The following is a 24,000-nucleotide window of genomic DNA, read 5'->3' as shown; positions in this document are numbered from 1 at the left end:
CTCTTATCATTGAAGCACCCTGCCCTTCATCTCTTAGCAATAATTCTTTATGTCAATGATTTCAAAAAAGCATCATCGGTCTTTTCGATTATTTTCGTGACTAACAATAGTATAGAACGGTCAAACTCTCCATCTCGGTAAAATGATCTTTCAAATGCCTGCTTCGCTTCAAGATCATCTACAGTTTTGACAAATTCATTGAGTGCCTTACGATCCACAAAGTATTCACTAGCAATAAATACTTTTAAATTATTTATTGAAATATCCAAATTTTTTCCGAGGAAGTAAAACAAAATCCCTTGCATTAGACTGTATTGAGCCGCAACATGTATTGGGCTTTCAGCATTTCCAAACTTAAAAATCATTCTTGCAGCAAGTGTTTTCATTTGATCATATCTTGGATCCACGATTTCATTTTTCAATTGGGCCCATCCATCCTAAAGAAATATATTTTTAGATTCGAATCCGAAACTTATGCGTTAACCCGCTTCAGGGTATTCGGATTATTCTGTGGTTTCGAAATGCGTTATTTCCAATCCACCCTCACTTCTAACAACTGGAAATGCCTTAAGAGGGATATTACTTTCAGATATCTCTACTACAAAAATCGTATCGGAATATCGAATTAACCTCCCACCGCCTATTCGTCAAATGTTACGTCACTTTCTCGGCATTGTGCAACTCTCTCATAGGGTTTCGTATCTCAGTAATTTTTAACCTCCATATGGCCGAGTATAATTCTTGCACATAAAGAGAAAGAAAGGTATTAATCGTTTCTACTCAATTTGGGAGTAATTTTTTCGTACTGCTTGCTCCATTGGGTTCACTTTTATCTATCCTTGAATCCTCTCGTTCCAGTTCTGATATGGTTGTTTAAACTAATTGATCTTTATCATTTCAATACTTGTCTAAATATTATTATTGATTATTTCTGAACACTCGTTTCCTGTGTAATAACGTAGGCTTTGAAATTCCGCAGTTTTACTGTTTCCATCGAATCATTAGGTAAAGAAGAGTATGGGATTAATAACTCCCCTTTGCGCCAGCCGTCATTTTTACTATTCCCAAAGACGTAATCTCGTTGATATCCTCTTTCTTCAAGCCAATCTATAGCATCTCTCATTGTGCCGCTCAACTGAAATAAATGTACGCAAAACGGGTCAATTCCAATTCCCTTTCTTTCTAGCATTTTAACTTCCAATGGTAGCAATTCTGCCTGAGCAACGAACAACTGCCGTGGGCTTGGTTTCCTATTTCTCCCTGACACACTCAAATGCCATAATCCCATTTCTTTCGATAGTACAATTGTACATTTAAAGAACCAAAAGCCAAGTTTGAAATCTTGTGTACCATTAGGTAACGTTCTTATTAACTTGCAGTTGTATGGGTGTTGATTTAAACTTTTCCTTTCGCGTTCATATTCCCTATACATCCTAAGTTTTTCTTCATTAATCATTACAAATTTACACCGTCCTCATTACCTAAGGGATACTATCCTAATACTTTACTAAATTTATAAAGTTTTTGCATAGGGATTATACACTGTTAAACTTAATACAAAGTACTGCAAAGTTAACCAGATGGGTTTATTCTGAACAGTTCCATCTCTTCCCACGGTGTGCTTTATAGATCGTGTTGATCATTACCTTTTCGAAGCTTATGAGGAGAATATAGATCTATAAAGATCCATAATCCTACAATGAAAACAAAGAATACTGCTGCTGCTGCTTGTTGAGAAGTACCAAATCCACACAAGAACGTATATAGCAAGATAATAGAAGCAAGAACAAGGACTTGCCTTAAAATGATTTTCAATACTGTACTTAACCAAAGTTTGAACATTTTCTTTAGTCCTCCTTTAACCTTGAATTACGACTTTCAACAGGTTAGGATACACTGATTAGATTGAAAGTAGAAATTCAATGCATCGAACTTCTCAGTCAAACGCTTCGATATTTTATCAGATGGCCTTCTTCATAATGTGGTGATTTATCTAGACTCTGAGCAAATTCCCGAATTTTAAATAAGTCATTGTTGTTAAATTTAACTAAATACTTTGCTAATTCTAAAGCTACTTCTGCACGTTCCTTATCAGGTGTGATTCCGACCAATAAAAGAACTTCATTCCAAGTTTTACATTTTAGATTTGACAGGAGGACTGGAAAGGTAGGTTTCCACTGAGTTTTTACGTATAATCCTGAACTTGTAGAATGGTGGATTTTGTAAAATTCTTCGACAGCAGAAATACACTCTCTTTTAGAATACTTTACTTGATTATTGATAAATTCAGGTTTTATGCTTGCAAATGCTAAAATGCTATTCCAGTTTCCATACCGATTTGATAAGTAGGTATAACTTGGCTTTAATTTTTCTGATCTATACACACGCGATGATGTTGTTTGATATTTGTTATAGAAATTTAGAAGAGCCCTAATGCATTCTGCATTCGTATATACCACTTCGTTACCTTTGTCCTTCTTTTTTTCTTCTACTGCTAAGTTCTCGTCCTTGGCAACGAATTGAAGAGCCCATCTTCTATTAAGTTGTTCCAGATCAATTACCTCTTGAGAAGGATCAATGTTCCTATACCAATTAATGTACTTCTTTATCAAGTCTATATATGTCAATGATTCAGTAATTGATTGTGGACTCAATAAGAACATTACTGAACGAAGTTGAAAAAGGTCTAATTTTGCTAAATCTTCAATCAAGTGGTTTTCCAATATAGATGACATCTGAAATAGGTATTTGAGATCATTTTTATTTTTTTTATTGTTCTTATTAATATATTGCTGTTTAACAGTTGCGTTATAGAATTCAAATGGTAGTAATCCTTCCATTTTTCCCACCTTCGATATAATGACTTACAATCCTGATTATGAGGTGGGATCTACATGTAGATCCCGATAAAACATATCTAAACCATCATTTGAGAGGGTGTGATTAGATGATAATCGGAATCTCCAATGTGGTAATTCAAGACTACCATTATCCGACGGAATCGAGAAATAACCGAGGCATTAAAGTGTGGATCCAATTTAAAGATCAATTATATACTGGTGAAGTTCTAAGGAAATACAGATACGATATGTATTTATAATTAATTCGGAACGATGACGGGTGTGATGTATAATATTGCGAACGCTTGTCCATGCATAACAGAGGTAGTGACAAGACCAGAACGTAAGAATAAGGGCTTAACATTATTGTTTTCCATTGATTACGGCAGCATCAATGTATTGCTTAACGTTTAAATCGACTTCCTCATTTGATAACCGTTTATTTGAAACTGATATTGACTGGATAATCGAACGAAATAATGGCCTGAATAAATACGTGCAGTTGTTCTCCATGTAAGATAAGACTTAACAGGGTAAAGTCCCATTGGCTATGCCAATGGGCGCTTTAAAATATGAATATTTTATTATCAGGATTCCATCTCCTGATATAGTAGTTCTTCTTTTTTAACTTCTAAATAGATACAAGGCTATAACCCCAAATCTATTGTGCCAATCATATAGTTCCAATAAGATTTTCTGTTGTGCCTTTGTAGGTCTTTAATTAACTCCTGCACTCAACCACCTCATGAACAGGTAATTACATTCTGTTAATTGCTTTGTTGTATAGCGCCGCGGCTGCTTTGTTCATGCGGATTTCTTCATATATTGGATAAGCCCTCGAATGATTAGGGATCGTCAGAACCATACCTAGCGGCACTTCCACCTCGAACTTATCTACCTCGTCGTCTATAGGGAACTGGGAAATCTCATCTTGAGGGGGCTGCGCGGCTAGATACTTTCGTAATAAAAAGAAAGGTTAAGTATCTTTTATTAAACGAGGTGATTTCTATATCGTTGAAATATACTGAGAATCGCTTACTGATGTGTAATATTTTTGTCTAGATCTAAACAGCTTATGGTATGTCAGATAACGGCATGTTGCTGGAAACTTTTATCATCAGTTACGAGAACTCCCTGACCTATTTTATTTATTGAATCTGTGAGCTCTTTATTTCTTATTTTTCTCTTTTCTCATGATAAGTTCTACATCTATCTGAAGTTCGAATAATGTTCACGATATGGGTTTCAGACAACGGTACATGATTAAGAACCTCCTGGTTGCAGATATCATTCAACAATTCGGTTACATGGTATACTATAATATCCATCGTTGAAATTTGTTTTTTTTGGGATCTCGGTCCGGATCTATAGTGTAATCAATAACTAATGAGTCTTCTCCCAAGAACGCTATCGGATTCCCGCTGCTTTGGATGTATTGACGAATCCAACGTCGGTTAGCTTCTATGCCGACTCCGTCATTCAGTAGTCGCTGTGGCTCTCCCATTGGCAATTTAACGTCCACATTGTATGTTTTTAACCTCTTATTCCCAGTAATAATGAAATACGGCTCAGTAGTCTTGGGCCCATTGAAACGAATAATTTCTTTAGGCATTCCCGATGCCGGCCGTGGTGATTCAAACTCCGAAATAACCTCACAGAACTGTTCGATCAGCCATTGAGTAGTACCATCCTTGTGATTTAGTCTTCGTAGTACCTCCCCAACCTGCTTCCATGTAAATTCGATTATCTGGCAGTTTGGCGATAGCTTCTCTTTATGCGATGCAAGTTGAGCTTCATCAAGCATACCAGTCACTTTGAATTCGAATAAGATAGTGAAATTTTTACCTATAATCCATGCATCCGGAATAGATCCTGGGTTAGGAATGATCTTATCAATCGTTTCTTTACGTGGAAAGGGTGCAACGCCAACTAAGAATTCATGAGGCATCTTTCTTTCAGGGGGATGTTGAGCAAACAGCAAGAATCGAACGTCATTATAATCCAAAACTGAAACATTATGTAGAAGTTCATTCAAAAAAGGCTGCAGCAAGTCCGATTCCCTCATAGAAAGAAGGTTCATTAAAATGTTCGTACAGTGATTTTCACGCTGCTTGTAGTGATTAAATAGGTTCACCGAGCTTCCAACTCCTATCAACTAAAATTATATCCATCCAGTACTTACTGTAACAATGTCTTACGGCAAAGTGCTAAGAGCACATCTTTAATTCCTGGAGTCCAGATAAACATAAAAACGGAAGGATCGTCTGCGAGGTTTAAGAACCATTCTTTTAATTGATAAATGGCCCTGTAGAGTTTTGCATAAGATGTGACTATTTTCTATTGAATTCAGTAAAACCCCTTTCCCCATTTTTTTTGATATTCGGATAGAATGTCGTTACCCCAAGTGATTAATACATCTCCTATGAGCGATTTGTAATTACCGTTATCATTTTTATAGTTTCAGCAGGCCCCAAAAAATCGTTGATTTGTTGGCCATAGTCAATAAGAGCCCTTTTCATTAAGAAAAAGAGGTTGTCAGATAAAGTAATAACCCATTTCTTTGGCTCAACGTCATGTATGGGGTCTATCCCTTGACGTTTGTATTCCATCGGTGCTTGTGTTTTAACTCCAGCATATACTACAGCAATATCTCCTATACAAGAAAGTAAGGAAATGTGTGAATCGAGACTATAATTAATAAAGTAAAGAAAATAAGGATATCGTATAAAAAGTTCAGACATCCATTTTCGTACTTCTGGTATTTCATAGATTTCTGCAGGGTCATCTCCGTATCCATCAATCATAATAATCACAGATCCAAAAGATTTACTCCCTTGTTTGTGGAGAAACGAAATGCAACGAGAAATGAATTCGAAAGAAAAGTTGCAAATGGATGTTTTTGATATGTTTAATAGGTACAGTTGATCTAAATCTGAAAACTCTGAGATGTCATTCATGTATTCCTTCATGATAATACACTTCCCTGCTACCAATTTATTTCCTATTTGTTATTATATGATAGTCGAGGCCAAACCTGTTAGTCTCATTCATATTTTTAAGATTTCATTCTAGGTTGAAGCGGGTTTCTTTAGGATACTGATTAAATATTGCTCCACCCATGCAATTTCAAAGGCTGGATTAACCAGTTGAGAAAAGAAGCGGGCTGGATGTATTGTTCTCCAACCCGCTTTAAAGGTGCTAAGGTCATTGGTATTTGAATCCCTATTCTTACTGTAACTACGTTTGATAGAATGATAGTTAACTTTATAGACTTCTTCGAATCTTAATACAGTCATATAATTGCTAATCCTTTTATTCGCTCTGATTTATTATATAGTGGATCTATGCCGTATTCCTTCCCAAACTTTATCGGGTGCTAAAATTCACGGTAGAACATCTCTTGGATGAGAATTGTGAATTAAGGGATTCAGCATCTCAAAAATATAAGGAGCTAAAAATGATAAAAACGACTGAAGAGGAACGAGTGTGGAAGCAAGGAAGATTGTTGTGTTATTAGACAGTAGTGGATGTACAACAACAGAAGCTAATAAAGGATAAACTAAGGGATCGTGATGAATCTCATATATAAACCTATATTTGCTTATATTTGATAGGGGTAAACAAAATCCAAAAAGAAGCGGGTTTTCCCTCCCGCTTCTTTTTGGATTTGATTCATGGTTCTCGCCTCAAAATACTCACACTCCATAATATAACATGTATCCATATTAATCTTTCATCCCTACTCTTTACCAGAACCATATTAAGAAGTAACCAGAGATCAGCACTAAAAGTAAAAAGTTAATTAAGAACAAACCTAATGCTATCGCTACATCATCCGAGGTTGCGGTTTTCCTCCTCAATACCCCAATTAAGAATTCAGGTGTTGACTTAGTAGGCATTTTAGACTCTCTCAGTGCCTCAAATCTGTTCCTTATTGGTATCAGTGCCAGAGTTAAAAGTACTGTCAGTACTATCTTAATGGTTATTATCATTCTTTATCCCTCACCCGAAGTTAATTTAAGAACATTAAATTTCTATTATCTTTGTTACACTTCGATGTCCTGTATCTTCATCACGGTGTACTTTTATGAGAACAAAAGAATGCTTATTTAGTGACATCCGGATAAGATCTTGTCGGAAGGCCACTTGCCTGGCTCAGCATACCTTCTCGAAAATCAATGAATTCTTTGAATTCATTAGTCGTAACATACACGGTGCTGCCCATAACAAGAGCATTTGTTGGTCACGGCCTATCGCGCCGGTGGCATGTGTATATCGCTACATTCAGTGGAAGCAGCCCAAGTCCTGAGCATTCCGCTTGATGCCTAAAGTAAATAATTTTGATCTGGTAACGCAACAATATGTTGACTCTAAAACCTATGTTGCGACATTTGGTTGATTATTTCTTTGTTGGTGTATTATTCACAATTTGATATTTAGGCATATTCTCTAAATATTTAGAAGGAATGAAACTTTTTATTGCTTCAACATTCCAGTATCCCTCTTGAGTGTCCATATAGAAATAAAAATCAGATTTATCTATACTATAATTTTTATTGTCGTAGAAAAAATTAGGAATTCCATTTTTAGATGTTGTATTCATCTTAAGTGCAATATCTGTAGAGTCTACCATAACAGCTTCAAATATATCTTTACCACTAACAAACACCTTGCCAGCATATTTATCTTCCACTGGCAAATTTGATGCATTCGCTTGTGGTGCTGCTGGTTGTGCTTGTGAAGGGGCATTTACACCACTTGGTTTCTGAGGCATTGAAGTACTTGTATTGTCTAACTCAACAGCCTTTCTAACGGTACTCTATCTTACGACATCATCTGGTTAATCTGCATACCCTAACATGATATCTCCTCTATCCTTGTATGGTCTTAAATTGTGTAGATAAAAATATCTCCTCATTCCCCTCATACGGTTGGAAGCGAGCAAACACATGGTTGTATCTTTGGGGAGAGTAATAGGCTATTGCCAATGGGCGCTTTACAATATGAATATTTTATTTTCAGGAATCCATCTCTTGGTATAGTGTGTTCATCTTTTTTACATCTAAAATTATACAAGACTATAATCCTATATTGTCTACGACATTTTCCGAGAAAAGAGATCCAGTTCGAATATATCTTCTTACCATCGCTTCCGATTTGTGTCGTGTATGTCTCATAATCGAACGTTCACTTTTACCGAGCATAGCAAGTGTCGTGGCAATTCCTGAACGTAAGCTATGACCGGCATATAAAGTTTCATCAAGTCCGATGGCTTCAGCATAACGCTTTACAATTAAAGCAACAGCTCTGCCGGACAACCTTTTATCTAAGATCTGGTTATGCCTGTTTATGGGACGAAAAATAGGTCCAGATGTGATGTTTGCAGATGATGTCCATGACAGATATGATTTTACAGGACAGGTATTTTCATTAGAACCATATGGTAAACCAATAAGTTCTCCTCTCCCTTCTTGGTCAGTTTTTGATTTACGGATTCGGACGATAAGTCCTTCTTTGGATAAAGAAACGTCATCTATATCAAGGTTTACTAATTCGGAACGGCGGAAACCTCCGACGAATCCAATCAACAACAAAGCTCTATCCCTGACTCCTATATGCTTGTCTGAAACTTCAGATATCATTTGTTTCAAAGTATCAATAAGGATTGGATGTTTCCCGGTTTCTGCGGTTCCATGCAAACGGCGAATCCCTGCCCAAACGGTTTTAATTCTTGTTGTTGAAGGTGATTCATGACCTGCTAATGTATGAGCCTGGCTAATCGCACTCATTCTTCTTTGAATCGTACTTGCCTTGAAACCTTCAAAAGCTAAATTTGATAAATATAAAGCGTATGTGTCATCATTGGTGGGTAAATCAGGTAACTGGAATTTCTTACACCAGTCTTTAAAATGTTTCCAGTCTGACCGATATGATTTTAAAGTATTTTCTGCTTTTGAATTAGTAACGTACTTTTTTGCTTGCTCCATGAGAAAACTGAGAGTCTCTTCTGATTTTTCGAGCTCGTTGTCAGCCGATGTAATGTACTCGATATTGTTCACCCCACTTATTCAATGACGATCTCCACGTATGTAATCCACAACCTTCATACCAAGATCGGTTATTTGATATTGGTATGCGTAATTGAATACGTCTCCAGTCTGAATGGCCAATCCTTTTTCAACAAGATACCGACCCGTTCGAGAACCCCGCCCTATGGTCAATCCCAATCTATTGTGCCAATCATATAGTTCCAATAAGTTTTTTTGTTGAGCCTTTGTAAGCTCCTTAATTAAATCCTGCATTCAACCACCTCATGAACAGGTATTTCATTCTGTTACTTGCTTTGTGTAATAATCAAAGGTTCTTTACTTTTCATAATGCCTATAAGAAGGCATTCATTGCACATATTTTCACCGTTCATAACGAACAGTGAAGCAAAATGACAAACTTATATTGTTGTATCAAGGATGACCATATTTAGAGCTATGTCTTCAAGTGGGATATGTTGATCTCTGACTACAACTTTTGGATTTTTAGATCCTACTGCCTTTCTGCTATCGAATAAAATTCCATTTTTTTAAGATTTATGCCATAAGCACATAACGATTTATCTCCTGTCGGTTAAAAATTTCCCAGCAAGCATCCATTCGATTTTTTCTTTTAGGGTCTGCATGAAACGAATCTCCTTTTTGAAAAAGTTACCAAGAAAAATTCATGTACGAGTGTCACGACCTAGTAGATTTCTAGCTAGCATATACACCACTCTGATCATCCTTTTTTCTGTCGCCTTCCAATACTTGTAGATCAGGTTTTGGATTTAGACATTCATCGCAGTATGTCAAATCAAAGCTGTTTTTTACCGGTTTATCGCATCAATAACTGAACTCCAAGGGTTTTTTGTTTATAATTGATCGTTAGCAGTCTTAAGTATTTAATTCCAGTATTTTTTTGTATTTAATTCAGGATAAGACAAAACCTTCATACTAAGCCAACGAATCTCAAGAATACAATCGAATTTTCCTTGATTCGTGTCTACATGAAACCGATATGTCTCACGCTTTTCATCATTAAGAAATATTGATTTAACTGTCAATCCTCTTTTTCTAAAGCTTTCAATTACTCTCTCAGTGCAGTAGTTAACGTCTTTGTACCACTTTCTAACAGAGTAAATCATACACAAAGGGAATATGATTAAAAATGGGAGTGATATTTGTAAAAATAAACGGTAATCATCCTCTGAAATGTAAGAATATCCAGGACTGAATACCGCAACTGTAAATGTCCCTAAGAATATTGTGTAGGCTATCAGGTAAGCTTTCATAAATAAATGATTAGTTACCATTGTCATTATAAAAGGCCTCCTATTGTCATATCATCCCGCGGCAGCATGCAAACGTACTGACTATCTAGGCTCGGGAGATGGTTTATATGAAATACCTAAGGTCGTTATATAATCTCCAAGGAACGGAAGCGATTGTACGTTACCAAACGACTCTTTTAAACACTGAAAGTATGAAGAGGTTTGAATTGGCATCATGGTAAATACCTGTTCAAATTGCAGCAATAACCGGTTTGCTTTATTGAGAGGAACTATGATGTAGGCTTCTACATCTTCAGAAATTCTTCGGTAGTACAACTGATCTATATTGGGTCCGTTTTCAACTGGCATCATCGCGAAGTGATCCTTAGTTTCAGGATGGACAAATTTAAAGCATTTTCCGATTACTGGTTTAAGAAGCGAGTTCATATCACTTTTTCCATAACGATACCAATCCAGGTACCTTTCAGTGGCCAAAAGAATGGTGTATCGTTGTTGAGGCGTAAGTGTCATATTCCGTATTAGTAATGCACAGATTGAACAGACTGCTACGAGGCGACCGTGATACAGATGTTCAAGTTCAATAATCTCTTTGTTATATAGACATGGATTACTGCAATGTGGGCATATTGTGAGTACATCCTCTGTAGTTGCTTTGCGATTAGATGCCAATGCCATTGGGTAGGCCATCAATTCACCGGGATTATCGTTTTCAGTGGCGATCTTAATTTTAATATCCATTTACTTGTGTCCCTCGTTAATAACTTTTTCAATCCATTGTGGAATTTGCATGCCGCTTTTCATCCTTGAGCTCCAGTAATCTAAACCAACAGTGCACCACTGATCTTTCTTGAATGCCTCCGGGTAATTACGGCATTCATCACCTCTTTGAATATGAACTTTACATGTAGCTTCTGTAGTAAGTTGGTCTCTATCTAGCCATTTGCACGGAGTACCCATAAGTTCAGAATTTTCTGAAAAGTATTGATCTGCCTTATCCTCAGACATGGTTTCGAGGAATTCACTATCTAGATTGCTATTTCCATACTTTGGAACAACCGCTAGCATTGTCGTGCAACACAACCCGCTGCGCAAGCATTTTTTAGTGTGAAAAATAATCGGCACCCCATTCGTTACAAAATTAACTTAGTAGTTAACATTACTAAGTTTTGTTTTTATCATCTATTTATGAATTTGCAGGTAGCGATTCTGATAGTTTTTTAGAACAGAAGTTTCGCATGATATTGTTGTATTTCTTGATAAATGATGTTGATCTGTTAGAAATTAAATTGTGACTCAAAATTATTCACTGAAATTTAGAGCTATAATAACTAGTAGCCCCATCAATATTAATATCAATGATTTATAGTCAAAGTAATCGTCAAATAGATCCACCAGTTTTTTCAAGATTTGATTTCCCCTATCAATAAGTAAATTGTTAAGTTAGTTAGCTTCCAGCATTGCCCTGTTTACCAAATCCCTGCTGGGAACATCTTTCTTCATGTTAAAATCAATTCGGTAACAATTGTTCACTCTTATGTACCTCAGGGGATTTCTGGATATCATTACCTCTGTGGTCATAGCTATCATTAGTTAACATAATATTAACTATGTAATGATGTATTGAAAACGATGATGCATGAATCGGGGTTTTACTACCCAAACCCTCTAACCGCGTTGCTAATGCAGTAAACGTTTGTTCAATATTAGTTTTACTGATTCCCATAAGTAATCAATTAGTTCGCAACTATTTCCGTCATCTTCTATTTCAGATACTGTCCAACCATCAATCTCTCCTGAAGGGTGAGTCGGTTTATGAGCGAAGAATAGTGAAAAAGTTTCATGTTCTCTCATAAGCATAAATCCAACACTGTTTGATTTATCGATAATGTCTATACATAAACCAATATTAAGTAATGGAAGTGAATATTCTTTCTTCTCTGATTTGCCAACTTTCAATACGGGATTACTATTATGTAAATTAAGAATGTAGTAATCGTTTTCAGATGGATTCCACCATTTTCTCAATTGTTCTTTTTGGTTTGAATCAAGTTCGTTCAATTGGTCGATCGTTATCATTTGTCTCATACGTTTTCCTCCAAGCGGATTTATACTTCATAATAGCGCGGCATTTCTTGGACTTTCATGCAATGACTAAATGTATATGTATTTGATTACTCATTTGCAATGAACCAAATTAACTAATTTATTTCTCGATATGATTTTAATTTGTGATTGTAATAACGGTATATCTTCTTCTATAAATAAAAATCTTCTTTGTCGTTTTCTCATATGTGCCCCTTCTCTTATTTTAAACTTGCCTCAGAGTACCATAAGCGAAACCGACGCCCCAAAGTAATCTTATCCCCCTTCTCCTCTATTCCACATGATTTAAGCAGGTCGCCTAATTAATTGTTTTTCGTAAGTATATATTCAGTGGTTTTGAGATCTCTCAACTCGGCAATGAGATCCCCGTATATTTCAACAAACATCCACTTCTCATTTTGATCTTTGTAGGAAAGATACGCCTTGTTTGCTTGTTCACTACTTAGAGTGAATTTATATTCAGAAACATTGAAATGATTTTGGCTAATGCCAATTATCGCGTAAGGTGTGATGATAAGTTCATGACCTAATCCAGTTAGTACATTTTTGTATTCTTCGTTCAACGTAAGAACATTAACTAAAAGTGCGTGCTCAACAATTTCTCTTCTCAGTGCCATTTTCAAGGATTACCCCCCCAGTTCGTCTAGAATTGAGCTTACAGATTGTCGTTTGCGTGTTTGAAAAATAATCTCTAACAAACAATAACCTTTGTGAAATGTCCACCTTGGAGAATATCAAAGATCCATAGAATATCGCAGGTATTTGTAAACCCGGACCACTAGTTGAACTATAAGCATCTCTCTCGATAAACCCATAGAAGAGATATGATCTATGTAAGGCCTTTCCTAATCACAATTTCCGGTTCAATATCAGTAATATGGATCTTCTTTGATAGAGTTCATCTTTAAAATCCAAACCTTCTACATCCCTATATTCATTTTCTCATAAAATGTGAAAATTAAGAAACAAATAATCCAAAATCACCAATTCTGAAAACCTGTATCAATAATTATGACGCCCACCCACCCTCTCTTTTTAATCTATCTCACATCTTCATTCTAACTTCCGATACCATTATATTATCGGAAGTTAGATTCCTGTCTCAAGTATACCATCAGAGCCTTGAATATTTCTACTATTTTAAGATAAAAATATATGGTATAGTTAACATTAAAAAGCATGTTAACATGTTAACAACCTTGATACATAAGGGTTCTCATGTTAACAATGGAGGAGAAAATTATGGATGATATAAAAGATTTAAATTTCGATAAAGGGACGGATGGCAAAACGAAGGGGATGAGGCTGTCCACTACCACCCGTTTGATGTATGAAGCGATGAAGGCTGCTGCAGGTGGTACTGACGATACATTTATAGATCATTTACTTCAAATATCGAAGTTGTATGATCTACAGAAAACGAGCCCGGAATTTGCAGAAGAATTAAAAGAACTTCAAAAATACATGAGTCGTTTGTCTAGTGTATATATTCGAATGAGAGAAAAAGGATTAGATGCCGTTGAAGAAGTAAAGGAAAAATTATTAGAAGAAGAGGTACGGATGTCTCAGGAGATGGAATCCTTGCGTATGGACCTAACGGTTCTTCAGAAAAAGTTTTCGCAAAAAGAGGAAGAGCTTACAGAGGCTTATTCGACCAATAATGACCTCCATACTAAATTGATTCAATTCGAGAAGACTAGTCAAGCGCTAGAGGAAATCAGGCATTTGACTGGTGAAAAGGTTGCCCAGCTTGAAAAACGCGTTGAAGACCTTAACCAAGCGGAAACGGATGCGGCAGAAATGAAACTACAGCTCCAGGAAGCTCAGCGAATTAAGAATGAAGAACTGGCCAAACATAAAGAGGTTGAAAGAGTTCTTCGTCTGCAGTTGGAGGAACAACAGAAAGAAAATGATCGCAGGATTAAAGACACAGAAGCGGCAGCTGAGCAAAAGGAGAAAGAACACGTTCGGGCTTTGGAGGTGTTGAAGAAGGAAACAGAGATGGAGGCCAAGGAAGCATTCCTTAAAGAAAAAAGCTTGTGGCAAGAGAACATGTCGAAGATGATGAATCAGTTGTCCGAGCAGCATGCAAATAATATGGCTGAAATCCTTGAAAAGATTCAAGGTAGTCAGCGAGATAGAAAATAGAAATGCAATGATAATGATTTTATAACCATCCGACGTAACATATTCAATACATTTTTAGGTGGAGGATAAGATGAAACCTGCGTGCTCAGTCCCTTGGCGTACAAGGCAATAATTTGAAAGGTAACAAAAACAGGGAGTAGGTGTATTTTGATCTTTCAAAAGAGATAATCTAGTACCGAAAGAGTTATCTTTACGCTTGGAAATGATGAAATCATATTCTTTTAAACACCTGTTTTAGTTACCTTTCAGCTCGACCAGGTGGATCATTTTGGTTTCGCCCTGTTTTAACCTTTTATGATCCTTTTTTAGTTACCTTTAACCCTGTTTTGGTTACCCTTCGTTTTTGGTTTAAGCGCTTTGGTCCAGCCCTCATAAACCTTTCCGTAACCATCTTCAATCACTGGCTCTTTAAATAGGGACAAGCTTTCATCTCGCACCTATCCACACAACCAAAAACCACCGATATAAGTTCTTCGGTGGTTTTTGGTTCTTTTGTGCATTATCCAGGGGTTATAGTACGATGTCAATCATTCTGTCCGCGCTTCCGGATTTACTTTCATTCATTCTTGAGCTCACGGCCAATGCCGTCATGCTGCTCCTGGTTTCTCTTCTCCCGGCTACCGGCTCCGGATCGATCCTGCAGCTCTTACATCCAAGATTACTACCGATCCCTCTAAACCTATTTCTGACCGCGCTGCAGCTGCTCGTCCGATCCGTCTTCCGACGGCTCTTGATGCATCGATTCGCAGATCATCCAGCGCTTCCGGATCTGCTGCATTCCGTTTTCTTGAACTCACGGCCAATGCCGTCATGCTCCTCCTGGTTTCACTTCTCCCGGCTCCGGATCGATCCTGCAGCTCTTGCATCCAGGATTACTACCGATCCTCTCTAACCTATTTCTGGACGCACTGCAGCTCCATAGTTAACGAACGAAAAAGACCACCTTTTCAGAGAGCCCTGCAAAACGAATACAGTTTCTGTAAAATACAGCCCAATGCCGCGTAGGCATTGGGTTTGTTGTATAATGGAAAAAAAGGAAAAGCGAGTTGAACAGCTTTGTTACATGTAGGTAGACAATTAACCGTATCCTTTCATGCGGAGTTATATACACTTGTTCCGGAAAATCACCTCTTACGCAAGATTCATAGCATTGTGGACTTTGGTTTCATACTTGAGCTGGTGGAAAACTCGTATTGTAAATACTACGGCAGACCAGCTAATGAACCGGAACTGCTCTTTCGTCTACTCTTTTTGCAGATCCTTTACAATCTTTCGGACGAGCGTGTTATAGAGGAAACGCAAGTGAATCTGGCGTACAAGTGGTTTATCGGGATTAACCCGGAAGATCCACTGCCGGATCCTTCGCAACTCTCACGTTTCCGTAACCACCGTCTTGGCGTAAGTCAGGTGGAGGATGTTCTAAAACAAGTAGTAGGCCAGGGCATCGACAAAGGGCTCATCAAGTCGAAAACCATCATTATGGATGCTACGCATACGCATGCAGCGACTCAGCGCCAACAGCCGCTGAACGTGCTTCGGGAAGCAGCCAAACGACTGTTTCGTGTTGTGGTGAAACGGCATCCGAAGCTAGAAAAGAAGCTTCCTCCATTGCTGAATGTCAAAAGTGAGCAAGAAGATGCAGAGAAGATCATGTTGCGCTATCTCGCCGAGCTTGGCCAAACGGTAGAAGAGTTGTTGCCGGACCATGAGGGGGCAATAAGTGACAAATTGCATATCGCGAAGGAAATCGTAGAAGATGAGCGTCTGCTAGCAAGTAAAGGCATCCGGTCAGCGGTCGACCCTGACGCAAGGTTCGGTTGGAAAAGCAGTACCCAGTCGTTTTTTGGCTATAAAGAGCACCTGGCTATGACAGAAGAAGAGTTTATTACGGCTGTCGAAGTGACACCGGGAACCAGCGATGACGGAAAGCAGTTACCTGTTCTACTGGCGCAAACGAAAGCAAATGGGATTGTAGTCGAAGAAATCATTGCAGACACGGCATACTCCGGAAAAGACAATCTGTCAGAAATGAAAAAGGAATCCATCCAGCCTGTCGTTCCACTGAATCCCGTTGTTCACTCGGGTGGCGTGCGTCAAGATGGATTCGACTACAACAAGGACGCTAATTTCGTGGTCTGCCCCGCAGGCGAACACAGCATTCGCAAAGCGATTCAAGGCAGTAAAAAAAGCGGAGACAGCCGCTCGCTCGTATTCTACTTTGACGTAGAGAAGTGCAAAGTATGCCCGCTGCGCGATGGCTGCTACAAACCAGAGTCCAAAAGCAAGACGTACTCCATCCGGATCATCGCCGAGCACTTCAAAGAGCAAATCGAGTTCGAACTAAGTGATACATTCAAAGAGCGAATTAAGCGCAGGCCGATCATTGAACACAAGAACGCCGAGATGAAGAGATTCCACGGTATGGCTACAGCCAAATACCGAGGTCTCTTTCGTATGCGAATACAGGCCAATCTCACTGCGTTTGTTGTAAATGTGAAACGAATGGTTCGGCTAATAGAGCAAAAGCAGCCCATCCTCTGACAAGGAACGAGCTGCTTTTTTAGTTTTTCAATCACTTTTACCATCTCGGAGTGCCCATTTCCTCAAAATTAAGGCTTTTGCAGGGCTCTCTTTTCAGGTGGCCTTTGTTTTTAAAGAAAGAATTATTTTTTTGGTCGCTAAAGGCATTGTTTTAAACTTTTTACCTTGCTGATCTAGTATAGCAAAAATAAGTAATATTTCAAGCCTTCAGATGTTTTTTACCACTATTATTCTTTAGATTTTTTCGTGTATAGAAATTCAATTTTAGCATCAATTTGATCCATAATATCAGGGGGATAATTTCACAACTTTATCCCTGCTATGTTTCGGCCTCACGATTCTTAGCTTGCTGATCGGCCTCAACTGATTGGGTATTGCAAAAGCCTCCTTCTGAAAGAAACAAATAAAGTCTTAGACCGATAAATATTTTATCTGATGTACCAAATTTAAATTAAATCTATGGAATAAAAGCTAAAACATAAGAAGTAGTACTTTGTAGTTATAAATGAGTTAATTATTGAGATAGTATTCATAAGCACGTGCAAGATAGCGCAAAATCAATTCGTATTTCATAATTTAAATATTCCCAGATTAACCCTTTTGTGATCTATGCAGAAGGGTTTTTGTTGTTTTATATTTTAGTATTTTGGGTACCTCGTTTCCGCGTTCTCTTTTAGTTTCTTACAGGTAACGGCACAAAAGTATCTTTCTATATTTGGTTATCATTCACATTATTAGTATATTTAGTTGGAGTTTTCGGTTGGTTCTGTATGGTATCAATTCTCAATCTTACACTTTGAATTCACTTTACAGGGGCGTCCAGGTCTGCTAAAATAACCAAATTGATTGTAAACCTGAAAACAATTATTTTGGTTAACAATTAAAAACGATTAACGGATGGTGATAATTTTTGATAACGAATTACGATCGGCTTGCTGCCATGAATAAGAATCACTTATGGCACCCTTTTACTCAAATGAAAGACTACAATAACTCTGATCCACTCATTATTGAACGCGGCGAAGGTATCATGCTGTATGACGCCCAGGGACGCGCTTATTATGACGGTTTCTCATCAGTTTGGCTCAACGTACATGGACACAACGTGCCGGAGCTAAATCAGGCGATCACGGAACAGTTAGGGCGAGTCGCCCATTCCACACTTCTCGGAATGGCCAATGTACCAGCAATCGAGCTTGCAGAAAAGTTGGTGGGGATAACTCCGGAAGGATTAAACAAAGTGTTTTACTCAGATTCAGGAGCAACCGGTGTCGAGATCGCTATCAAAATGGCGTTTCAATACTGGCATAACAAGGGGATACGGGGTAAAACGAAGTTTATCACGATGAATCAAGCGTACCATGGAGATACAGTTGGAGCAGTGAGTGTCGGTGCAATCCCTCTGTACCATGACGTGTTTCGCCCCATGCTATTTCCTTCGCACGTCATTCCATATCCCTACTCTTATCGCCATGATGGCGGTGAGACGAAGGCATTGGAAGATACACTAACCGCACTACGTAATTTGCTCGAGACACGGGCGGATGAGATTGCGGCTCTCATTGTGGAGCCGATAGTGCAAGGGGCTAGTGGCATCATTGTCATGCCGCCAGGCTGTTTAAGCCAGATGGCTATGCTGTGCCGCAAGTATGGTGTGCTGCTCATCGCTGACGAGGTGGCGACCGGTTTCGGTCGAACGGGGGCTATGTTCGCTTGTGATCTAGAAGATGTTTTACCTGATTTGATGGTGATCGGGAAAGGGCTGACCGGCGGCTATTTGCCTGTTGCAGCGACGCTTGCGACTGACGAGGTGTACACCGCGTTTTATTCCGATTACCAAGAGCAGAAAACATTTTTCCATGGTCATTCCTACACAGGGAACCCACTCGGCTGTGCCGTTGCTTTGGCCAGCTTGAAGCTGTTTGAAGAGCGCAAAATGGTAGAAGGAGTAAGAGTAAAGGCGTCATTTGTCGAGCAAAAGCTCGCAGCTCTAAAGGATCGCCCGCACGTCGGTGAAATCCGGCAAAAGGGATTAATGATCGGAATTGAACTCGTACGCGATAAGCTTTCACGAGAGCAGTACGATTGGGCAGAACGAATTGGCGTTCGGACAAGCTTGCGGGCCAGAGAACTCGGAATGCTGACGAGACCCCTCGGCAATGTGATCGTCTTCATCCCTCCGCTTGTCAGCAATGAAGCCGAACTGGATGCCATGACAGATATTTTGGCGGAATCGATACTTCACGTTACAGAAGGCGGTTGAGTTATTTGAACAAAATTAACGATGAAACGATACGCGGACTATTTGTTACAGGTACGGACACCGATGTCGGTAAGACGGTTATAACGGCAGCCATTACCGCTATGCTTCGTGCTGAAGGGATGAATGCCGGTGTCTGGAAGCCGATTCAATCCGGTGCTCTTCTTGGTAGTGGACTTACCGATGCTGAGCGGCTGCTGAAAAGCACGGGAATCAACGAACGGCCTGAGGCAGTCGCGCCATTTACATTTGAAGCTCCGCTTACGCCGATGCTCGCCACTAAGCAGGCTGGTGTGACTCTTACGATGAAGGAGCTAATCACCGCTGGTTTACCGCTTACTAAACGTTACGAGGCGCTGCTTGTCGAAGGCGCGGGCGGCGTAGCTGTACCGCTAACCGATGACGCCCTCATTGTGGACTTAATCTCGGAGCTTCGGATACCTGCTCTAATTGTAGCCCGTTCTAGCCTCGGAACAATTAATCACACACTTCTGACTGCTTCATTCCTTCGGCATCGCGGAGTCCCAATTGTTGGCATCATATTGAACGATGGTGAATCAACGGAGTCCCATGACGACCCGAGCGTCGCAACGAATGCACAATTAATTGAACAATACAGCGGCCTAGAGGTTCTTGGTCGGTTTCCCCATTTGCACGCCGAAGCGACTTCAGAGATGTTGATTAATACGCTACGAAAAACAATACAATTCGAGCCAATCAGAGAGGCATTTGCAGTTCAACCTATGGGAGGATGATTGATATGACAACAATTTCAGCGGAGATAGAATGGCAATCACTTGCCCAAAAAGCATTGCATGGAGAATGTTTAACGTTAGAGGAAGGGCTCACTGTGCTCGAAGCAGACAATGATGAGGTATTGCTGCTCATGCAGGCTGCGTTTCAGGTGAGAAAGCATTTTTATGGTAAAAAAGTGAAGCTGAACATGATCATCAACGCAAAAAGCGGCCTTTGTCCCGAGGACTGCGGATACTGCTCGCAATCAATCGTTTCGACGGCCCCGGTTAAAAAATATACCCTGCTTGATAAAGACACATTGCTTTCAGGGGCACGTGAAGCAATGGCACGCAAAGCCGGAACCTATTGCATCGTAGCGGCTGGGAAAGGACCGACAGATAAGGAACTGGATCAAGTAGTGGACGCGGTTAGAGAAATCCGTCATACAATGCCTCTAAAAATTTGCGCATGTCTGGGCATTCTCAAGGACGATCAAGCCAAACGTCTTGCTGAAGCAGGCGTACATCGATACAACCATAACTTGAACACGAGCAAAGCCAACTACCCATCCATCACGACGACCCATACCTATGATCAACGTGTTGAAACCGTGGAGAAAGTAAAGGCATACGGCATGTCCCCCTGCTCTGGTGTCATTATCGGCATGGGCGAGACAAATCAAGAAATTGTTGAAATGGCCTATGCGCTCCGAGAACTTGATGCGGATTCGATTCCGATCAATTTCTTGAATGCGATACCAGGAACACCTCTGGAACATGCAGGCCGCACGCCGTCGATGAAAGCGTTGAAGGTATTAGCCCTGTTTCGTTTCATTTGTCCGTCTAAGGAAATCCGCGTGGCTGGCGGGCGTGAGGTCAACCTCCGTACACTTCAGCCTTTGTCGCTGTTCGCCGCAAATTCACTCTTTGTAGGTGATTATTTAACGACAGCAGGTCAAGACGTTTCAGCTGATCTTCAAATTATTGAGGATTTGGGCTTTGAGATTGAATTAAATGCTCTTTAAGGCGGTGCCGACCATGAACTGGATGGAAAAAGAACTTGAATCATTGGCTGATGCCTCATTGGAGCGTTCCTTGCGTGCAAGCAGCTCGATCCCCGGTTCTCCTGGCTATATAATACGCGAAGAACAATTACTGCTCAACATGTCCTCGAATGATTACCTTGGACTCTCCCAACATCCCGCCATACTTGAAGCGATGCGCGAGGCCCTGCTCACAGAAGGAGCTGGCTCAGGCGCTTCTCGCCATGTGACAGGCAACCGGTTGCCTTATGACCGTCTTGAAGAAGCACTGGCCGAATGGCAGAACTGCGAAGCTGCGCTAGTTATGGCTAATGGATATATGGCTAATTCTGGTGTTATTAGTGCGCTTGTTAGCAGAGGAGATGTTGTTTTTAGCGATCAGTTGAACCATGCGAGCATGGTGGATGGCATTGTATTGAGCCGCGCGGAGCATGCACGTTACCGTCATAACGACATGGAACATTTGCGTACGCTATTGAATAAGTATCGTGATAAACGGCGAAAGTTGATCGTTACGGATGCTGTCTTCTCTATGGATGGCGATCAGGCGTACTTGCGTGAACTTGTTGCGCTCAAACACGAGTACGGGGCGATGCTGATGGTAGACGAGGCACACAGTGGGGGGATGTACGGAGTGCGGGGTGAAGGATTGTGTCATGAACTCGGCTTGCAGAATGATGTGGATATACATATGGGTACATTCAGCAAATCGTTCGGTGTCTACGGAGCTTATATCTGTGGCAGCCGCACGTTAATTCGGTGGCTGTTGAACAAGGCTAGACCACTCATTTATTCAACTGCGTTGCCTCCTTCTATCGTAGCAGGTATTTCAAAGGCATTGGTTTTGGTACAAGAGGAACACTGGCGTCGAGAAAAGCTTTATGCGGCAAGCATGTTATTTCGCTCCTCGCTTTGTGAGGCTGGATTTAACATCGGTTCCGGCGACTCCCCTATTGTACCTTTGATCGTCGGCGATAATGATGTGGCCTTACGCTTCAGCGGAGCTCTTGAAGAAGAGGGGATTGCAGCTGTTGCCATACGTCCACCTACTGTGCCTGATGGCACAGCACGCATTCGCTTTTCCTTATCAGCTGTCCATACTGAAAAGGAGCTGACAAATGCTTCAGAACGCATCCACACCATAGGACTTCGACTAGGAGTGTTGAGTTCATGATTGTATTGGACACTGATTCAGTGAAGACTCAGCCACAGACACATGGCACCATTTTATGGTTGGCCGGATGGAGCATGCCGGATGCGGTTTTCGATCGACTTCGTGAGTTATTGCCGGATTTCCATCATGTTTCCGTAGATTATAGTGATGCAGATACTCCAGAGGAAATGCTACTTCTGACTGAAATAACAGTGGGAAATTACCTGTATTTGGATTGTGTGACTTGTAGGACATGGACTTTCCACGGTCCGCTGTTGATCTGTGGTTGGTCACTCGGAGGTTTACTGGCGCTTAGACTAGCGGCCAAAGGGTTTGCTGATGGCCTTGTGTTGTTTGCGGCAACTGCTCGGTTTACTCGTTCAAAAGAAGAGACGGACCTTGGTTGGGTAGATATATACGTTAGGAAGATGATTACAGGACTTGCACAGGATCGAAAAGCCGTTGAAACAAAGTTCCGGCAGCTCATGTTTACGGAGTCAGAATGGGAGGCTGGTCTGGGTGAAGGTCTTCCCCCAATCGATAGCTGGACAACCTCTGCGCTAGTCGCAGGTCTTCAGATTTTGCGAAGCGAGGAATGCTTATCTCAACTGAAGAGCATCTCTTGTCCGGTATTTCTTGTGCACGGGACTGAGGATAGTATTTGTCCTTACGGCGCTGCATCGGAGCTTATGGCCCAGTTACCTAAAGCAAAGTTATTAACGATACCTGCCTGCGGGCATGCCCCGTTCTTGGGAAGGGAAGATCAAATAGCTGATGAACTGAGGAGATGGTGGCATGAGCAGCAGAATAAGTGATATTCGACGTCAATTTAACCGTAGTGCAAATTCGTATGACACTCACGCTGATGTTCAGCGTATGATGTCAGATCGGCTTGCAAAATCTTTAATAGGGTGGAAGAACAAAGATAACATAGCTGGGCTCAACATTCTTGAGATCGGCTGCGGCACGGGGACACTGACCGAGATTCTAGTAAATGAATGGCCCAGTGCGAGTATTTGTGCACTTGATATTGCGCCAGCGATGATCAAATTAGCTGAACAGCGTGTCCTATCAGTTGAAGCGAACTTTGGCATCAGAAAAATCACATCGGATCGTGTACGCTTTCTTCATGCTGATGTTGAAACGTGGGCAAGAGATGCTCCGACATCCTCGTTTGATCTCATCGTCTCCAACGCCTGCTTTCAATGGCTGAGCAATCCTAGGCAAACACTTGGTCACCTTCGGCTGATGCTTCGTCCTGGAGGCTTGCTGATATTCACGACATTCGGGCCTGATACATTCTGCGAGATGCATAAGGCTTTTAATGAAGTTTATCGAGCCAGTGGAATGGAGCCGCAACGGCACGGACTGTGGTTTCTATCGATAAACGAATGGAATAACTTGCTCAAGGAATCAGGATTTTCAAATATCCACTATGAACGCTCCATTCAGACGGAAAAGTATGCTTCAGCAAGAGATTTTCTTCACTCGGTAAAAGCGATGGGAGCCAGCACTTCAGAGGCTGTTCCTATGCATGGTCTCAGTTCGCGACGCCTGTTCGCCAACATGTATAAGGAATACGAGGGGAAGTTCAGCATACAGGGAGGCGTTGCTGCCAGTTATGACCTTCTATTGATCCAAGCATTGGCGGATGGGTAGATTAAGTTAAGCTCTTTAACTGATAACAATAGCTCAATATCGGCAGCGCAGTCTAGAACATTGTATTCCATACTCCAGCTGGCGCTGCTTTTTTTTGAGCTTTCGATCCACTTTATGGTTATACCCGTATTCATCAAGAACGGGTTTATAAACTTTTGTGACTCTAATTAAAACAATTATAATCGAATAAAAAAAAGC

The 24,000-nt window shown here is 40.3% G+C and carries 23 protein-coding genes; 8 read left to right on the top strand and 15 right to left on the bottom strand.

The genetic code is table 11. The annotated features are described in order from the left end of the window. Nucleotides 1-47: 47 nt before the first annotated feature. The 14 genes from LRL21_RS15730 to LRL21_RS15665 form a co-directional block, all read right to left on the bottom strand. On the bottom strand, nucleotides 48-422 hold the full coding sequence (locus tag LRL21_RS15730) for a hypothetical protein (RefSeq protein ID WP_240416746.1): 375 nt from the start codon (nucleotides 420-422) through the stop codon (nucleotides 48-50). A 503-nt stretch (nucleotides 423-925) separates the two neighbouring features. Then, the gene (locus LRL21_RS15725; RefSeq protein ID WP_240416745.1) at nucleotides 926-1,456 is read right to left on the bottom strand and encodes a hypothetical protein; all 531 of its coding nucleotides are present in this window, start codon (nucleotides 1,454-1,456) and stop codon (nucleotides 926-928) included. A gap of 167 nt (nucleotides 1,457-1,623) precedes the next feature. Continuing rightward, on the bottom strand, nucleotides 1,624-1,842 hold the full coding sequence (locus LRL21_RS15720; protein ID WP_240416744.1) for a hypothetical protein: 219 nt from the start codon (nucleotides 1,840-1,842) through the stop codon (nucleotides 1,624-1,626). Between the two features lie 98 nt (nucleotides 1,843-1,940). Then, nucleotides 1,941-2,840, bottom strand: a complete 900-nt coding sequence (locus LRL21_RS15715; protein ID WP_240416743.1) for a phage lytic cycle repressor MrpR family protein — start codon at nucleotides 2,838-2,840, stop codon at nucleotides 1,941-1,943. Between the two features lie 1,315 nt (nucleotides 2,841-4,155). After that, entirely contained in the window at nucleotides 4,156-4,974 is an 819-nt protein-coding gene (locus tag LRL21_RS15710; RefSeq protein WP_240416742.1) for a hypothetical protein, read from the bottom strand. Nucleotides 4,975-5,260: 286 nt separating this feature from the next. Continuing rightward, nucleotides 5,261-5,809 (bottom strand): hypothetical protein, encoded by a 549-nt coding sequence (locus LRL21_RS15705; protein WP_240416741.1) that lies wholly within the window; start codon nucleotides 5,807-5,809, stop codon nucleotides 5,261-5,263. 1,430 nt (nucleotides 5,810-7,239) lie between these two features. After that, nucleotides 7,240-7,614: a hypothetical protein gene (locus LRL21_RS15700; RefSeq protein WP_240416740.1), complete on the bottom strand. Its 375-nt coding sequence runs from the start codon at nucleotides 7,612-7,614 to the stop codon at nucleotides 7,240-7,242. 304 nt (nucleotides 7,615-7,918) lie between these two features. Continuing rightward, on the bottom strand, nucleotides 7,919-8,827 hold the full coding sequence (locus LRL21_RS15695; RefSeq protein WP_240416739.1) for a site-specific integrase: 909 nt from the start codon (nucleotides 8,825-8,827) through the stop codon (nucleotides 7,919-7,921). An 81-nt stretch (nucleotides 8,828-8,908) separates the two neighbouring features. After that, on the bottom strand, nucleotides 8,909-9,142 hold the full coding sequence (locus LRL21_RS15690; RefSeq protein WP_240416738.1) for a hypothetical protein: 234 nt from the start codon (nucleotides 9,140-9,142) through the stop codon (nucleotides 8,909-8,911). Nucleotides 9,143-9,771: 629 nt separating this feature from the next. After that, nucleotides 9,772-10,188, bottom strand: coding sequence for a hypothetical protein (locus tag LRL21_RS15685; protein WP_240416737.1), 417 nt, complete (start codon nucleotides 10,186-10,188; stop codon nucleotides 9,772-9,774). 54 nt (nucleotides 10,189-10,242) lie between these two features. Then, nucleotides 10,243-10,899 (bottom strand): hypothetical protein, encoded by a 657-nt coding sequence (locus LRL21_RS15680; RefSeq protein WP_240416736.1) that lies wholly within the window; start codon nucleotides 10,897-10,899, stop codon nucleotides 10,243-10,245. Further along, the gene (locus LRL21_RS15675; protein WP_338044625.1) at nucleotides 10,900-11,283 is read right to left on the bottom strand and encodes a YkgJ family cysteine cluster protein; all 384 of its coding nucleotides are present in this window, start codon (nucleotides 11,281-11,283) and stop codon (nucleotides 10,900-10,902) included. A 555-nt stretch (nucleotides 11,284-11,838) separates the two neighbouring features. Beyond that, nucleotides 11,839-12,246: a hypothetical protein gene (locus LRL21_RS15670; RefSeq protein ID WP_240416734.1), complete on the bottom strand. Its 408-nt coding sequence runs from the start codon at nucleotides 12,244-12,246 to the stop codon at nucleotides 11,839-11,841. A gap of 320 nt (nucleotides 12,247-12,566) precedes the next feature. Next, nucleotides 12,567-12,887, bottom strand: a complete 321-nt coding sequence (locus tag LRL21_RS15665; RefSeq protein ID WP_240416733.1) for a hypothetical protein — start codon at nucleotides 12,885-12,887, stop codon at nucleotides 12,567-12,569. 604 nt (nucleotides 12,888-13,491) lie between these two features. On the opposite strand from LRL21_RS15665, the gene LRL21_RS15660 reads away from it, so the two are divergent. Then, entirely contained in the window at nucleotides 13,492-14,412 is a 921-nt protein-coding gene (locus tag LRL21_RS15660; RefSeq protein ID WP_240416732.1) for a coiled-coil domain-containing protein, read from the top strand. A gap of 617 nt (nucleotides 14,413-15,029) precedes the next feature. Here LRL21_RS15660 and LRL21_RS15655 read toward each other — a convergent pair. Further along, the gene (locus LRL21_RS15655; protein WP_240416731.1) at nucleotides 15,030-15,224 is read right to left on the bottom strand and encodes a hypothetical protein; all 195 of its coding nucleotides are present in this window, start codon (nucleotides 15,222-15,224) and stop codon (nucleotides 15,030-15,032) included. A 244-nt stretch (nucleotides 15,225-15,468) separates the two neighbouring features. Between LRL21_RS15655 and LRL21_RS15650 the strand changes: the two genes are divergently transcribed. The 7 genes from LRL21_RS15650 to bioC all read left to right on the top strand — a co-directional run bounded on the left by LRL21_RS15650 (nucleotide 15,469) and on the right by bioC (nucleotide 23,802). Next, nucleotides 15,469-16,953 carry an IS1182 family transposase gene (locus LRL21_RS15650; protein ID WP_275900750.1) on the top strand — a complete coding sequence of 495 codons (1,485 nt, stop codon included), beginning with the start codon at nucleotides 15,469-15,471 and terminating at the stop codon, nucleotides 16,951-16,953. A 940-nt stretch (nucleotides 16,954-17,893) separates the two neighbouring features. Further along, nucleotides 17,894-19,216, top strand: coding sequence for an adenosylmethionine--8-amino-7-oxononanoate transaminase (gene bioA, locus LRL21_RS15645; protein ID WP_240416783.1), 1,323 nt, complete (start codon nucleotides 17,894-17,896; stop codon nucleotides 19,214-19,216). 5 nt (nucleotides 19,217-19,221) lie between these two features. Next, complete coding sequence (gene bioD / locus LRL21_RS15640; RefSeq protein WP_240416730.1) at nucleotides 19,222-19,968, top strand: dethiobiotin synthase; 747 nt, start codon at nucleotides 19,222-19,224, stop codon at nucleotides 19,966-19,968. A 5-nt stretch (nucleotides 19,969-19,973) separates the two neighbouring features. Continuing rightward, nucleotides 19,974-20,972: a biotin synthase BioB gene (bioB, locus tag LRL21_RS15635; protein WP_240416729.1), complete on the top strand. Its 999-nt coding sequence runs from the start codon at nucleotides 19,974-19,976 to the stop codon at nucleotides 20,970-20,972. A 13-nt stretch (nucleotides 20,973-20,985) separates the two neighbouring features. Continuing rightward, nucleotides 20,986-22,164, top strand: coding sequence for an 8-amino-7-oxononanoate synthase (bioF, locus tag LRL21_RS15630; RefSeq protein ID WP_240416728.1), 1,179 nt, complete (start codon nucleotides 20,986-20,988; stop codon nucleotides 22,162-22,164). After that, entirely contained in the window at nucleotides 22,161-22,958 is a 798-nt protein-coding gene (locus LRL21_RS15625) for an alpha/beta hydrolase (RefSeq protein WP_240416727.1), read from the top strand. Before bioF ends, LRL21_RS15625 begins: the two co-directional genes overlap by 4 nt. Then, nucleotides 22,939-23,802: a malonyl-ACP O-methyltransferase BioC gene (gene bioC / locus LRL21_RS15620; protein ID WP_240416726.1), complete on the top strand. Its 864-nt coding sequence runs from the start codon at nucleotides 22,939-22,941 to the stop codon at nucleotides 23,800-23,802. The genes LRL21_RS15625 and bioC overlap by 20 nt, the downstream gene beginning before the upstream one ends. Nucleotides 23,803-24,000: the final 198 nt, after the last annotated feature.

Origin of the sequence: Paenibacillus periandrae, assembly GCF_022458865.1 — a bacterium.
Taxonomy (GTDB): domain Bacteria; phylum Bacillota; class Bacilli; order Paenibacillales; family NBRC-103111; genus Paenibacillus_S; species Paenibacillus_S periandrae.
Note: the sequence above shows the minus strand (reverse complement) of the source record. Positions and strands in the feature narration are given on the sequence as shown.